Origin of the sequence: Paramagnetospirillum magneticum AMB-1 (genome assembly GCF_000009985.1) — a bacterium.
In the GTDB taxonomy this organism is placed as follows: domain Bacteria; phylum Pseudomonadota; class Alphaproteobacteria; order Rhodospirillales; family Magnetospirillaceae; genus Phaeospirillum; species Phaeospirillum magneticum.
The window spans coordinates 521,101-535,069 of sequence record NC_007626.1 but is presented as its reverse complement, the minus strand read 5'-3'; the positions used below and the strand labels follow the sequence as shown (position 1 = coordinate 535,069).

The 13,969-nt window shown below is 67.7% G+C and carries 11 protein-coding genes; 10 read left to right on the top strand and 1 reads right to left on the bottom strand.

Features of this window, described 5'->3' with window-relative positions; all coding sequences use genetic code 11:
- The first annotated feature begins 13 nt into the window (after positions 1-13).
- The 6 genes from AMB_RS02570 to AMB_RS02545 all read left to right on the top strand — a co-directional run bounded on the left by AMB_RS02570 (position 14) and on the right by AMB_RS02545 (position 8,791).
- Complete coding sequence (locus AMB_RS02570) at positions 14-1,387, top strand: sigma-54-dependent transcriptional regulator FlbD (RefSeq protein ID WP_011382943.1); 1,374 nt, start codon at positions 14-16, stop codon at positions 1,385-1,387.
- A gap of 4 nt (positions 1,388-1,391) precedes the next feature.
- Positions 1,392-3,503, top strand: a complete 2,112-nt coding sequence (gene flhA, locus AMB_RS02565; RefSeq protein WP_011382942.1) for a flagellar biosynthesis protein FlhA — start codon at positions 1,392-1,394, stop codon at positions 3,501-3,503.
- 130 nt (positions 3,504-3,633) lie between these two features.
- Positions 3,634-4,635, top strand: coding sequence for a GTP-binding protein (locus tag AMB_RS02560; protein WP_011382941.1), 1,002 nt, complete (start codon positions 3,634-3,636; stop codon positions 4,633-4,635).
- Entirely contained in the window at positions 4,632-5,429 is a 798-nt protein-coding gene (locus AMB_RS02555; protein WP_011382940.1) for a MinD/ParA family protein, read from the top strand. Before AMB_RS02560 ends, AMB_RS02555 begins: the two co-directional genes overlap by 4 nt.
- A 7-nt stretch (positions 5,430-5,436) precedes the next feature.
- Complete coding sequence (locus AMB_RS02550) at positions 5,437-7,197, top strand: DNA polymerase III (protein ID WP_011382939.1); 1,761 nt, start codon at positions 5,437-5,439, stop codon at positions 7,195-7,197.
- Between the two features lie 94 nt (positions 7,198-7,291).
- The gene (locus AMB_RS02545; protein WP_043743245.1) at positions 7,292-8,791 is read left to right on the top strand and encodes a DnaJ domain-containing protein; all 1,500 of its coding nucleotides are present in this window, start codon (positions 7,292-7,294) and stop codon (positions 8,789-8,791) included.
- Between the two features lie 104 nt (positions 8,792-8,895).
- On the opposite strand, the gene AMB_RS02540 is transcribed toward AMB_RS02545, so the two are convergent.
- On the bottom strand, positions 8,896-9,882 hold the full coding sequence (locus AMB_RS02540; protein WP_011382937.1) for a cyclic nucleotide-binding domain-containing protein: 987 nt from the start codon (positions 9,880-9,882) through the stop codon (positions 8,896-8,898).
- 181 nt (positions 9,883-10,063) lie between these two features.
- Between AMB_RS02540 and AMB_RS02535 the strand changes: the two genes are divergently transcribed.
- From AMB_RS02535 to AMB_RS02520, 4 genes are all read left to right on the top strand, one after another.
- Entirely contained in the window at positions 10,064-10,744 is a 681-nt protein-coding gene (locus AMB_RS02535; protein ID WP_011382936.1) for a ubiquinone anaerobic biosynthesis accessory factor UbiT, read from the top strand.
- Positions 10,744-11,775 (top strand): ubiquinone anaerobic biosynthesis protein UbiU, encoded by a 1,032-nt coding sequence (locus AMB_RS02530; RefSeq protein ID WP_011382935.1) that lies wholly within the window; start codon positions 10,744-10,746, stop codon positions 11,773-11,775. Before AMB_RS02535 ends, AMB_RS02530 begins: the two co-directional genes overlap by 1 nt.
- 136 nt (positions 11,776-11,911) lie before the next feature.
- A complete protein-coding gene (locus AMB_RS02525; RefSeq protein ID WP_011382934.1) occupies positions 11,912-12,817 on the top strand; it encodes a ubiquinone anaerobic biosynthesis protein UbiV in 906 nt (301 codons plus the stop codon).
- Between the two features lie 111 nt (positions 12,818-12,928).
- Positions 12,929-13,939 (top strand): hypothetical protein, encoded by a 1,011-nt coding sequence (locus AMB_RS02520; RefSeq protein WP_011382933.1) that lies wholly within the window; start codon positions 12,929-12,931, stop codon positions 13,937-13,939.
- The last annotated feature ends 30 nt before the right edge of the window (positions 13,940-13,969 follow it).

Genomic DNA, 13,969 nt, shown 5'->3' with positions numbered 1-13,969 from the left:
GGAGAGGGATGACATGCGACTTCTGATCATCGGCACGCTCGACGGCCAGATCGGCGCCGCCAGCCAGATCGCCATGGCGCGGGGCGCCAAGGTCCGTCAGGCCGAGGACGTGCCCGCCGGCCTGGAGGTGCTGCGCGCCCAGGGCGCCGATCTGGTGATGATCGACGTCAAGCGCGACATCAAGGGGCTGATCGATTCGCTGGAAGCCGAACGCATCATCGTTCCGGTGGTGGCCTGCGGCATCGCGTCCGACGCCTCGGCCGCCGTGCGCGCCATCAAGGCCGGCGCCAAGGAATACATCCCGCTGCCGCCCGACGCCGAGCTGATCGCCGCCGTCATCGCCGCCGTCACCCAGGAAAACCACAACATCATCTTCAAGGACCCCCGCATGGGCCAGACCTTGAAGCTGGCCGAGCAGGTGGCCAATTCCGACGCCTCCATCATGATCACCGGCGAATCGGGCACCGGCAAGGAGCTGATCGCCCGGTTCATCCACAACAAGTCCAAGCGCTCGGACAAGCGCTTCGTGGCTGTCAACTGCGCCGCCATCCCCGAGAACCTGCTGGAATCCGAGCTGTTTGGCCATGAAAAGGGCGCCTTCACCGGCGCCGTGGCCCGGCGCATCGGCAAGTTCGAGGAGGCCCAGGGCGGCACCTTGCTGCTGGACGAAATCTCCGAGATGGACGTGCGCCTGCAATCCAAGCTGCTGCGCGCCATCCAGGAAAAGGAAATCGACCGGGTGGGCGGCAACCAGCCGGTCAAGGTGGACGTGCGCATTCTCGCCACCTCCAACCGCACCATGGAGGACGAGGTCCGCAAGGGCACCTTCCGCGAGGACCTCTATTACCGCCTCAACGTGGTGACCCTGGCGCTGCCCGCGCTGCGCGAGCGGCCGCTGGACATCGCGGTGCTGGCCGAACACTTCGTCAAGCGCTACACCGAGGCCAACGGCCTGCCCACCCGCCAGCTTTCCGCCGAAGCGCGGCAATTGCTGTCGCGCCACCACTGGCGCGGCAATGTGCGCGAGCTGGAAAACACCATGCACCGCGCCGTGCTGCTGGCCAGCGGCGCCGAGATCGGCCCCGAGGCCATGATCCTGTCGGGCAACCCGGTGGGCACCAATCCCGATCCCATGGTCGCCCAGGCGGCCAATGCCGCTGCCTCGGTCATCGGGGCGAGGGGCGGCATGGTCGGCAAGACGGTGGCCGAGGTCGAGCGCGACCTGATCATCGACACCTTGTCCCATTGCCTGGGCAACCGCACCCATGCGGCCAACATCTTAGGGATTTCCATCCGCACCCTTCGCAACAAGCTGAAGCAGTATTCCGACGAAGGCATCGACGTGCCGCCGCCCGCCGGCGGCGAAATCGAACGAGCCATGATCTAGCATCATGGCTGAAGGACAGGCATCAGCGTCCAGCGTCGGCCGGGAAATCCTCGATCGCTTTGCCGCGTCCGCGCGGCGCGGCGACGTCGGCCTGGCGTTCGGCATCATCGTCATCGTGATGATGCTGATCCTGCCGCTGCCGCCGTGGCTGCTGGACATCGGCCTGGCCTTGTCGCTGACCATCGCCGTGCTGATCCTGATGGTGGCCATCTTCATCGAAAAGCCGCTGCAGTTCAGTTCGTTCCCCACGGTGCTGCTGCTCACCACCCTGATCCGCCTGGCACTCAATCTGGCGTCCACCCGCCTGATCCTGTCCCACGGCCACGAGGGCGTCGAGGGCGCCGGACAGGTGATCGCCGCCTTTGCCAGCTTCATCATGAGCGGCAGCTTCGTCATCGGCATCATCGTCTTCGCCATCCTGGTGATCGTCAATTTCGTGGTCATCACCAAGGGCTCGACCCGTATCGCCGAAGTGGCGGCGCGCTTCACCCTGGACGCCATGCCCGGCAAGCAGATGGCCATCGATGCCGATCTGTCGGCGGGCCTGTGCGACGAGCCCACGGCCCGGAAGCGCCGCGCCGAGCTGGAAGGTGAATCCGCCTTCTTCGGCGCCATGGACGGCGCGTCCAAGTTCGTGCGCGGCGATGCGGTCGCCGGCCTGATGATCACCGCCATCAACGTCATCGGCGGCATGATCATCGGCATGGCGCAGCAGGGGCTGACCTTCAGCCAGGCCGCCGAGTTCTACACCAAGCTGACCGTCGGCGACGGTCTGGTCACCCAGGTTCCCGCCCTGATCGTCTCGGTGTCGGCCGGCATGCTGGTCACCAAGGCCGGCGTGCAGGAAGCCGTCGACCGCGCCCTGTTCAGCCAGCTGGCGGGCTATCCCCGCGCCGTGGGCATGGCCGGTGCGCTGATGACCCTGATGGCGCTGGTGCCCAACATGCCATTCCTGCCCTTCTTCCTGCTGGGGCTGGGCATGGGCGCCTCGGCCTATCTGCTGGACCGCGACCAGCGCGCCAAGGCCGAGCAGCAGCAGCAGGCGGAAGTGGCCGAGGCCATGCAGCAGGCGCCGGTGCCGGAAGAACCCATCTCCTCGGCCCTCAAGATCGACCATGTGCGCCTGGAACTGGGCTATGGCCTGCTGCAGCTGATCAACACCCCCAAGGGCCAGCGCCTGACCGACCAGATCAAGTCCCTGCGCCGCGCCATCGCCACCGAGATGGGCTTCGTCATGCCCAGCGTGCGCATCCAGGACAACATGCAGCTGCCCGCCAACACCTATGTCATCCATGTGAAGGAGGTCGAGGCCGGTCGAGGCGACCTGCGCCCCGCCGCCCTGCTGATCATGGACCCCAGGGGCGAGGACATCACCCTGCCGGGCGAGAAGACGCGCGAGCCCACCTTCGGCCTGCCCGCCATGTGGATCGATCCCACCAACCGGGAGGAGGCGCTGTTCCGCGGCTATACCGTGGTCGACCCGCCCACCGTGATCACCACCCACCTGACCGAGGTGATCAAGGACAACATGAGCGAGCTGCTCTCCCATGCCGAGACCCAGAAGCTGCTGGACGAGCTGGACAAGGAACACCAGAAGCTGATCGCCGAGCTGATCCCCAGCCAGATGACCATCGGCGGGTTGCAGCGGGTGCTGCAGAACCTTTTGGGCGAGCGCATCTCCATCCGCGATCTGCCCACCATCCTGGAAGGCATCGCCGAGGCCTGCGGCCATACCCGCAACGTCACCATGATTACCGAGCATGTGCGCGCCCGTCTGGCGCGGCAGATCTCGGACAACAACACCGGGCCGCAGGGCTTCATCCCGCTGATCACCCTGTCGCCGGAATGGGAGCAGGCCTTCGCCGAATCCCTGGTGGGCACCGGCGAGGAGAAGCAGATCTCCATGGCGCCGTCGCAGCTGCAGGACTTCATCAGCCGCACGCGCCAGACCTTCGAACGCTTCGCCATGCAGGGCGAGACCCCCATCCTGCTGACCAGCCCCATGGTCCGGCCCTATGTGCGCTCCATCGTCGAGCGTTTCCGGCCCATGACCGTGGTGATGAGCCAGTCGGAAATTCATCCCAAGGCCCGCATCAAGACACTGGGGCAGATCTGATGAGCGTGCAGATGTCATCCCGACGACCACCGGGAGGAGGGATCTCGTCCTGCTCCGATTTGTCCGTTCTCCCGCCATCGTTCCAGACGGAGATCCCTCGCTCCGCTCGGGATAACAGGGAGAGCGGTCGATGAGGCTTAAATCCTTCACCGCCCCCACCATGGCCGAGGCCATGGAACTGGTCCGCCAGGAACTGGGCGACGACGCCATCATCGTCTCGACCCAGCGCGCCGCCGGGTCCAAGGGGGTGCGCATCACCGCCGCCCTGGAATCCGTCGATGCCGATCTGGCCGTGGCCTCCATGCTGGAGGAAGCCACCGGCGGGTCCGAGGTGTCCGAGGCGGTGCGCAAGGCCCTGGTCGACCACGGCGTGCCGTCCAAGCTGGTGGAGCGGCTGGTCAATGCCGCCCATACCTCCGGTCTTTCCCAGCCGCCGCTGGCCTGCGCCGCCGCCCTGGAAGCCGGCTTCACCTTCGCCCACCTGCCCGAGCACGGGGCGCCGCGCCCCTTCATGCTGGTGGGACCCAACGGCTCGGGCAAGTCCATCGCCGCCGCCAAGCTGGCGGCGCGCTCGGTGCTGAAGCAGCGGCAGGTGGGCGTCATCACCTGCGACAACATCCGCGCCGGCGCCGTCGAGCAACTGGCCGCCTTCACCTCCATCCTGGAGATCGACCTGGTTCGCGCCAGGGGACCGGAATCCCTGGCCCGGGTGGTGGAAAGCGTGAACGGCGCCTTCGATCTGGTGGTGATCGATTCGCCCGGCCTCAACCCGTTCAAGCAGAGCGACATGGACTATCTCCAGGCCCTGATCGAGGCCGCCGACGTGGAGCCCGTCCTGGTGATGGCCGCCGGCGGCGACCCGGAAGAGGCCGCCGAGATCGGCGAGGCCTTCGCCGCCATCGGCGCCACGCGGCTGTTCGCGTCGCGGCTCGACACCACGCGGCGCCTGGGCTCCATCCTGGCCGCCGCCGAGGGCGGGCAGATGGCGTTCTGCGACGTTTCCGCCAGTCCCCATGTGGCCTCGGGCATCTCGCCCATTTCGGCCGTGGCGCTGGCGCGGCTGATCATGCCGCAATCGGCCGAGGCCGAACCCAAAGATGAAACCTTCTGGACCGAGGCATCCGCATCATGACCACGATGGAAGTTCCCACCCTGGCGCCCCGCCCCACCCTTCGGGCCAAGGGACGCAACATCGTCGCGGTGGCGTCCGGCAAGGGCGGGGTCGGCAAGACCTGGTTCTCGATCACCCTGTCCCACGCTTTGGCGCGGGCCAACCAGCGGGTTCTGCTGTTCGACGGCGACCTGGGGCTGGCCAATGTGGACATCCAGCTGGGCCTGATGCCCAAGACCGATCTGGGCAGCGTGGTGGCCGGGCGCATGACGCTCAACCAGGCCCTGACCCGCTTCCCCGAGGGCGGTTTCGACATCATCGCCGGCCGCTCGGGGTCCGGCACGCTGGCCAACATCCCGCTGTCGCGCCTGCAGATGCTGGGCGACGATCTGGTGCTGCTGGCCGGCAATTACGACCGCGTGGTGGTCGACCTGGGGGCCGGCGTGGAGAAGACCACCCGTAACTTCTCGCAGCAGGCGGGCACCATCATGGTGGTGACCACCGACGAGCCCACCTCGCTGACCGATGCCTATGCCTTCATCAAGGTCACCCATATGGAGCGCCCCGGCACCGACATGCGCATCGTGGTCAACATGGCCAATTCCACCCGCGAGGGCGAGCGCATCTACAACACCCTGCTCAAGGCCTGCGAAGGCTTCCTGAAGATTTCGCCGCCCCTGGCCGGCGTCATCCGCCGCGATCTCAAGGTCCGGGAAGCCATCCGCAACCAGACGCCCATCATGATGCGCTCGCCCAACGCCGAGGCCGCCGCCGATGTCGAGGCCATCGTCGAGCGCCTGATCCGCTCGCGCTAGCACCGCCATGTGCTCGGCCATCCCGCCGGCTCCGCCTCCGGTCGCCCTGCCTCCCCAGGTCAGCGCGCCGGTAGTGCTGAGCGTGGTGGCCGACAAGGGTGCCGCCGAGGCCCTGGCCAAGCTGCAGGCCGGTGCGGTGCTGGCCGCCACCCTGACAATGTCCGAGGGCAAGGGGGTGGTCCAGGTGATGACCGCCGACGGGAGCAGCCTGTCGCTGCGGCTGCCGCCGGGCCAACCCCTGCCGCCCGACGGCGCCCAACTGGCCCTGCAATTCATCTCGCAGAACGGCCTGCCCGCCTTCAAGCTGCTGTCCATCAACGGCCGCCCCATGGGCCTGGCCCCCCAGCCCCTCCTGCCGCCCAATCCGCCCGACCTCGCCGCCCTGCTGGGCAATAGTGGCGCCAAGGCGGGACAGGCCCAGAATCCAGCCGCCCCATCGCCCCTGGCCCAGCCCGGCCCGGCCGGAGCGCCCGTGACGGCCTCGCCCGGACTGGCGGCGGGGCCGGTGGGCCTGACCGCCACCGTCATCCGCTCCGGCCCGCCCGGCGCGGTGATGCTGCCCCCCAATGCTGCCACGCCGGGTCTGGACATGGCCCAGCCCCTGCCCACGGCGCTGACCAACCTTGCCGCCGGCACCCTTCTCACGGTGCGCATCGCCGCCATGGCTCCGCCCGGCCAGGGCGCGGTAAGTGGCGGCCAGCCCATTCCCACCGCCACGGCGCAACCGGCCGCCGCTCCGCAGCCCCAGACGGAGCCGGTCTCGGCCCGGCCCGCCATCGCCACCGGGCCGGCGGTCGCGCCGCCCGCAGGCCATGCCTCTCCTGCCATCGCCCAGCCCACCATGCCGGGGACGGCCCCGGCCCTTCCCGCCGGCCCTCCCGTCATGCCGCCCGCCCCGGCCGCTCCTCCGTCCCAGACCGTGACCCTGCCCGCCATCGTGGTGGCCCAGCCGGCCGGCGGCGCCGCCGTGATCCAAAGCCCGGCCGGAACCCTGTCACTGGACGTGGGCATGCCCATGCCCATCGGCAGCGTGCTGCGCCTGGAGGTGATCGGCCGCCCCCTGCCGCCGCCACCGCTGGCGCCAGCCGCCGGCCCGCCCCAGGGGCTGAGCCCCGGCGGCTGGCCCACCCTGGATCAGGCGGTGGACGCCCTGCTGCAATCGGACCGTCAGGCCGCCGAGCAGCTGATGCGGATGATCCCCCAGGCGGGTCCCCGTCTGGCGGCGGCCATGTCCCTGTTCGCCGGCGCCGTGCGCTCGGGCGATGCCCGCCAGTTGCTCAGCGAGCCGGTGACCCGGGGCCTGGAAAAGGCCGGGCGCCGGGATCTGGCCGACAAGCTGAAGAAGGAGTTCCTCGATCTGGCCGAGGAGGCCACCCGGCCCATGGGGCGGGGCGACTGGCAGGCCATCACCCTGCCCTTCGCCCATGGCGCCAATGTGGACCCCATCGACCTCTACGTCCACCGCCCGCCCAACGAGGACGAGGGCGGCGGCAAGAAGGGCAGCGAACAGCGCTTCATCCTGGAGGTGCGCATGAGCGTGCTGGGCCGCATTCAGCTGGACGGGCTGGTGCAGAAGGACACCAAGCGCTTCGACCTGATCGTGCGCACCGCCGAGCCGCTGCCCGCCGCCATGTGCCGCGACATCGCCGGCATCTTCGCCGAATGCGGCCAGATGACCGGCATCAAGGGGCAGGTTTCCTTCCAGGCGGGGCGGTCTTTCGTCGACCTGCCGCCGGCCGGCGCACCGGCAACGCAAATCGTGGTATGATCCCTGCGCGGCTTTTCCACTCCCCCGACCGATGGCATAGGCTTTGCTTGAAGAACCCGGCAAACCACTGGCCCAGGCACAAGCACCAATCGGCATGAACACCATCGCGCGTGACCCCAAAGGCTATTACGCGATCCTCGGCCTCGCTCCGGGGGCGGATGCGGGCGCCATCAAAAGCGCCTACCGCTCCCGCGTGAAGAAGGTCCATCCCGACCGCAATACCTCCAAGCGCGCGCAAGAGGAATTTCAAAGGGTTATCGAGGCCTATGGCGTCCTCAAGGACGTGGTGCGCCGCGCCGAATACGACACGTTCGGCCAGGAATCCACCCATGATGACGACGCCCAGGTGGCCGGAGCCCCCATCGCCTGCTGCGACTGCGGCGCCCTGACCGCCCAGCCGCGCTACGTGGTCTACCACTGGGTTCGCTCGTATCTGGTGTGGGCAAAAACCGGCACGGTGGAGGGAATTTTTTGCCGGGCCTGCGCCGACCGTGCCGCCGTGCGCGCCTCGACCATCACCTGGGCGCTGGGCTGGTGGTCCCTGCCCGGCCTGCTGCTCGCCCCCCTGGTCCTGCTGCGCAACCTGCTGGGCGGCGCCAAGCCGCGCCACGAGAATGCCCGGGTGCTGATCCGCCAGGGCCGCGCCTTCCTGGGACGGGGCGAGTTGGAACTGGCCCGCTCGCTGGCGCTGCAGGCCAACCGCTTCGCCAGCATGCCCGATGACCGCGCCCGGGTGGAGGATCTGCTGCACGCCACCCGCGAGGTCTCCGACAACCGCCGGCTCAAGACCCGCTGGCGCCTCGGCGGCGGCGTGTTCCTGGCCCAGGCCCTGCCGCTGCTGGCCCTGCCGGTGACCGTCGGCGTCTTTGCCCTGATCGCCGCCAAGCCCTGGGACCAGCCGGTGGCCACCGCCGCCGCCCCCATCGCCATGCAGCCGGCCCGCAGCGGCGAAATCCGCCATGTGGCGGTGGACAGCCTGAAGGTGCGCATGGCGCCGCTGGCCGGCGCGCCGGTGCTGACATTGCTGGACCGCTTCACCACCGTCGAGGTGAGCGATGCCCCCGGCGATCCCGAATGGGTCAAGGTGCGCACGCCGTCGGGCATCGACGGCTTCGTCGAGACCCGCTCGCTCTATGCCGGATCGGGCGGGCGCTTCAAGGCCCAGTGGTGCAACGAGAACCGGGGCGCCCAGCCCGGCGCCGGGGAAATCCTGACGCGCCGGGTCAGTGGTGACCATCGCCTGCTGGTCCACAACGAGGGGCGCCGCGACGGCGTGGTCAAGCTAAAGACCATGGCCGGCAACACGGTCACCACCTTCTACGTGCCCGCCACCTATCACATCGGCATCGGCGGTATTCCCGAGGGAACCTACCGCATCGAATTCGCCACCGGGTCGCGCTATTCCCGCGGCTGCGGCATCTTCCTCGACGAGATGCAGGCCTCGGTCCTGCCGGTGACGCTGACCTTCAAGTACCAGTCGGCGGGCACCATCCGCTCGCTGACCAATATCGCCGAGATTTCCCTCTATCCCGCCAGCGACGACCCCATCCAGCCCCAGCCGCTGTCCCCCGACCGCTTCGCCGCGGACGAGTGAGCACTCCTTCTGTCACCCTGAGGCGCAGCCGAAGGGCCTTTCAGCCACAAACGGCTGCCGCTTCAGGCTGGAAGATCATTCGCATCGCTCAGGATGACAGGGGCCTACTTTCCGGCCCGCTTCTTTTCCAGGGTGGCACGCACCTGTCCCAATTCGCGCCCCATCTTGCGGATGTCGTAAAGCAGGGTTTCCAGCACCAGGATCACCAGATCGGGAGTCTTGCCGATCTGGGATTTCAGCGCAGCCATGGGAATCACCAGACAGGAGGTCTCCTCGGCGGCCATGGCCGAGGCCATGCGCGGCTCGTTGTCGATCAGTGCCATCTCGCCGAACACGCCGTTGGGGCCGATCTGGCCGAGGATGACCTTCTGGCCGTTAACGGTCTTGAAAATGGAGACCTTGCCGCTTTCCACCACATAGGCCATGTCGCCGGCATCGCCTTCGCTGAAGACGATCTGGCCGGCATGGAATTTCTTGCGTCCGGTCCGCTCCTGCGCCGGCTTGGGCGCCTGGACCACCGGCGCATGCGGGGCGGCGGCGGGGCGGGCGGCGGCAGTGGCGCCGATGGGCATGACCAGAGGCAGCGGCTTCGCCAAAGGTGCCGCCACACGGCGTTCGGCCACACCGGGCGGCGGACGCGACAGCAGCCGGCGGTCCGGCCCCTTGAAACCGGGGGTGCGTACGAAGGCCTTGGGATTGACCAGAACGTTGCGGATGCGGCGGAACAGGGAATCCGCCGACATGGGCTTGACCAGGAACTCGTTGACGCCGGCGCTGCGCGCCTGAAACACCACTTCAGCGGCGGATTCGGCGCTCATCATGATGACGGCGACGTCGTCGCAGGCCACGATCTCGCCGGCCCGCAGGAAGCGGGTGAAGTCGATGCCGTCCATGGGAGCCATGTCATGGTCGACGATGACCAGATGGACCGGCTGCTGCCCCAGGATTTCCAGGCCGCTCGGCCCGTCGGCGGCTTCCAGGATGGTCCTGATGCCGAAGGATTGCAGCGCCGTCTTGATGAACGAGCGGGCATAGCGCGAATCGTCGATGATGAGCGCGGTGATCGGGCTCAGATCGACATCGATATTCATTGGGACGCCCCCTCTCGTACAGCTCTTGCGAGGTTAGCCAGCGCGCGGGCATCTGCCAAGCCCTACTGCAGCTTGCCCCCGACTCGTTCGTCCCCGGAGTCCTTTGCTTGACGGCGGTCAACGTGCGGGGCTATGACCGCTCGGCAGAATGCCTTTCTCGAGGGAAAGAGGGCCGCACATCATGACGCAAGCACATGCCAGGACCGGGACAAATCCGGTAACGCCACCGTTCTCGCCGGTGCTGCTGCTGGGCATGGCCTTGAAGCCGTTTCGTCCCGCCGCGCTGCAGCCCCTGTTCGACGCCATGCTGAGCGTGGTGCGCCGCCGCCATCCCGACATCCTGGAACGCATGGCCGATTACGCCGACAAGGCGGTGTGCATCGATCCGGTGGACCTGCCCTTCGTCATCCTGCTGGAGCCCAACCCGCTGGACCCGCGCCTCACCGTGCGCCGCTCCATCGAGCCGGGCGAGGTGGCCGCCACCATCCATGGCCCGCTGGAGATGCTGATCGCCCTGGCCGAGGGCAAGGTGGACGGCGACGCCCTGTTCTTCTCGCGCCGGCTGGTGATCGAGGGCGACACCGAAGTGGTGGTGGCGCTGCGCAATGCCATCGATGGCGCCGGCATCGACCTGATCGAGGACATCAGCACGCAACTGGGGCCGCTGGCCCGGCCCTTCCGCGGGCTGGCCGGCGCCGCGATCGGCCTGATGGGCCGCATGCGCGAGGATTTCGAGACGCTGCGCGCCGCCATCATCGCCCCGGCGGTCAAGGATTCCGCCAACCAGGGGGCGCGCATAGCCCAGTTGGAAGGCGAGCTGAAGCAGCTTCGCAAGGCGGCACGGCGCGGAGGCGTGGCCTGATGGCATCGCTCCCTTCCCCCTCCCCCTCCACCTCCACCTCCTCCACCCGTCCCGAACTGGTCTGCCCGGCCGGCACCCCGGCGGCGCTGCGCAGCGCCGTGGATGCCGGCGCCGATTGCGTCTATGTGGGCTTTCGCGACGAGACCAACGCCCGCAACTTCCCCGGCCTCAACTTCAACCGCAAGGAATTGGGCGAAGGCATCGCCTATGCCCACGAGCGCGGTGCCAAGGTGCTGGTGGCCATCAACACCTTCCCGCGCGCCGGCCAGCCGGAAATCTGGCATCAGGCGGTCGCCGACGCGGCGAAGCTCAAGGCCGACGCCGCCATCCTGGCCGATATCGGCCTGATCGAGCACGCCCACCGCACCCATCCCGAGCTGCGGCTGCATCTGTCGGTGCAGGCTGCCGCCTCCAACCCCGACGCCATCCGGTTCTATGCCGAGCGCTTCGGAGTCAGGCGGGTGGTGCTGCCCCGCGTGCTGACGGTGCAGGAAATCGCCGCGCTCAATCCCCGCATCGCCCCGGTCGAGACCGAGGTCTTCGTGTTCGGCGGATTGTGCGTCATGGCCGAGGGACGCTGTGCCCTGTCGTCATACGTGACCGGTCAGTCGCCCAACATGAATGGCGTGTGCTCGCCGGCCGGTGAGGTGCGCTATACCGAGACCTCCCAGGGCATCACCTCGGAACTGGGCGGCTTCACCATCAACAAGTTCGCCCATGACGAGGCGGCGGGCTATCCCACCCTGTGCAAGGGCCGCTTCATCGCCCATGACAAGGCCAGCTATCTGTTCGAGGAACCCACCTCGCTCAACACGCTGACCATGCTGCCCGATCTGATCAAGGCCGGCGTGACCGCCTTCAAGATCGAGGGCCGCCAGCGCGGCCGCGCCTATGTGGCCGCCGTGGTCCAGGCCTTCCGCGCCGGGGTGGACGCGGTCATGGCCGGCAAGCCGCTGCCCGATATCGATCTCGACCGCATCACCGAAGGCGGCAAGCAGACCACCGGCGCCTACGAGAAGGCTTGGCGATGAGCATGTCCGTCATTCCGACGACCATCGGGAGGAGGAATCTCCTTCTGGCCGGACGGTTCAAATCGGCCCGTATCCTGCCAAGCGGAGATCCCTCGACTTCGCTCGGGATGACAGACAAGGCCAAGGGACCGAACCAATGACCACCACCCCCAAACTCACCCTCGGCCCGGTTCTGTTCAACTGGAAGCCGGAGGTCCTTCGCGACTTCTATTTCCGCATGGCCGACGAGGCCGATGTGGACAGCGTCCATGTGGGCGAGGTGGTGTGCTCCAAGCGCACGCCGTTCTTCGAACCCTTCATCCCCGAAGTGGTCGAGCGCCTGACCGCCGCCGGCAAGGAAGTGGTGCTGTCCTCCCTGGCCCTGATCATGTCCGACCGCGAGATCGCCCAGGCCCGCGACCTAGCCCAGAGCGACGGCATCCTGGTGGAGGCCAACGACATCTCGGTGGCGGCGCAGATGAACGGCCGCCCCTTCGTCGCCGGGCCGCTGCTCAACATCTACAACGAGGGCACCCTGGCCGCCCTGGCCGCCATGGGCGCGGCGCGCGCCTGCCTGCCGGCCGAGCTGGCCGCCGAGGCGGTAACCGCCCTGGCCACCTCGACGCCCATGGACATCGAGGTACAGGCCTTCGGCCGCCTGCCCCTGGCCATCTCGGCGCGCTGCTACGCCGCCCGGGCCCGCAACCTGTCCAAGGACGGCTGCCAGTACGTCTGTGCCGACGATCCCGACGGCATGGCGGTGGAGACCCTGGACGACGTGCCCTTCCTGGCAGTCAACGGCACCCAGACCATGTCCTACCACACCATGGACCTGCTGGGCGATGTGGCCGGGCTGGCGGCGCGCGGCATCGGCCGCTTCCGCCTGTGGCCGCAGACCTTCGACATGGTGGCGGTGGCCGCGCTGTTCCGCGCCGTGCTGGCCGGCACCACCGATGCCGGTGAAGCCGAGGACCGGCTGGCCACCCTGTGTCCGGGCGCCGAATTCGCCAACGGCTACATCCATGGCCGCCCCGGCCACCTCTTCGTCGAAGCGGGGGATTGACCACCTCTTGTTCAAGGGCGCCGAGCCCGGCATACTGTGTTTGCCGTGGTTTTGGCTTTTCGGGGCGGCAGCGTGACCGTGGGGGTGCGCCGCCAGGGGTGAGCGACAGAGATGGCTGCTGACGACAAAGGCAAGGATTCCGGAGAGGTCGAGGGAGAGGTCTCCTTCGAGCACAAGTTCTTCACGTCCTTCGAGGATCTCTATTTCCGTCTGACCGACACCGGCGAGCCCGTGGCGGTGCTCAAGCTCGCCACCAACGAGGCGGTGCTCGCCTTCGACGGCATCAAGCGCGAATTCGGGATGAAGGAAGACCAGCACGATTTCAAGATGCTGGACAAGGTGGCCGAGGGGCTGCAATTCGTGCGCGGCCTGCGTCCCGGCGACAAGCTGCCCAAGGAGGTCACCACCCGCGAGGCCTCGTGGGAGCCCCAGGACCGCCACCGTCGCATCGCCTATCAGCGCCTGACCATGCAGTTGGTCACCTGGCTGACCGGCAACGAGCACGTCATCAGCAACGTGTCCGAGCTGGCCCAGGTCGCCGACGATCCCCAGGTCAAGAAGAACGTCCAGCTGGCCTTCACCGAGGCGGCGGAGGAATTGGGCCTGGGCCGCAACAATCGCGACGAGGTGGTGCGCTACATCGAATCCCTGGCCAAGGAACTGGCCTATATCGAGGCGCTGCGCGACACCTTCGGCGAAGTCCAGAAGATCGACGAGAAGCTGCAGGGCCTGCGCCGGATCTATGGCGCCGACCGCTCCATGATCGAGACCACCGACCAGGTCGGCCGCCTCTCGCAGCGGGCGCTGAAGGTCTTCCAGGATTATTTCGACCAGGTGGACGCCCAGACCGGCGAAATCCTGGCCATGCTGAAAAATATCGACAATCAGATCGGCTATATCCGCCAGGTGCGCGACGCCCTGCATTGCCGCCTGCTGCCCTGGGAAGACTTCATCCAGATCTGGAAAACGGTATTCATCGTCCGCTCGGACGAAAATACAAACAAAATCAGGGACATCTACCAATTCCTGGCGCCGCGCTACATGCAGTTCAACGACTGGGTTCTGGTGACCAAGCGCGGCATGCAGAAATCCAAGCCCCTGGGCGGCCAGATGCGGTGGTAGCCGCTTGACAGCGCCGGGCGGTTTGAACAT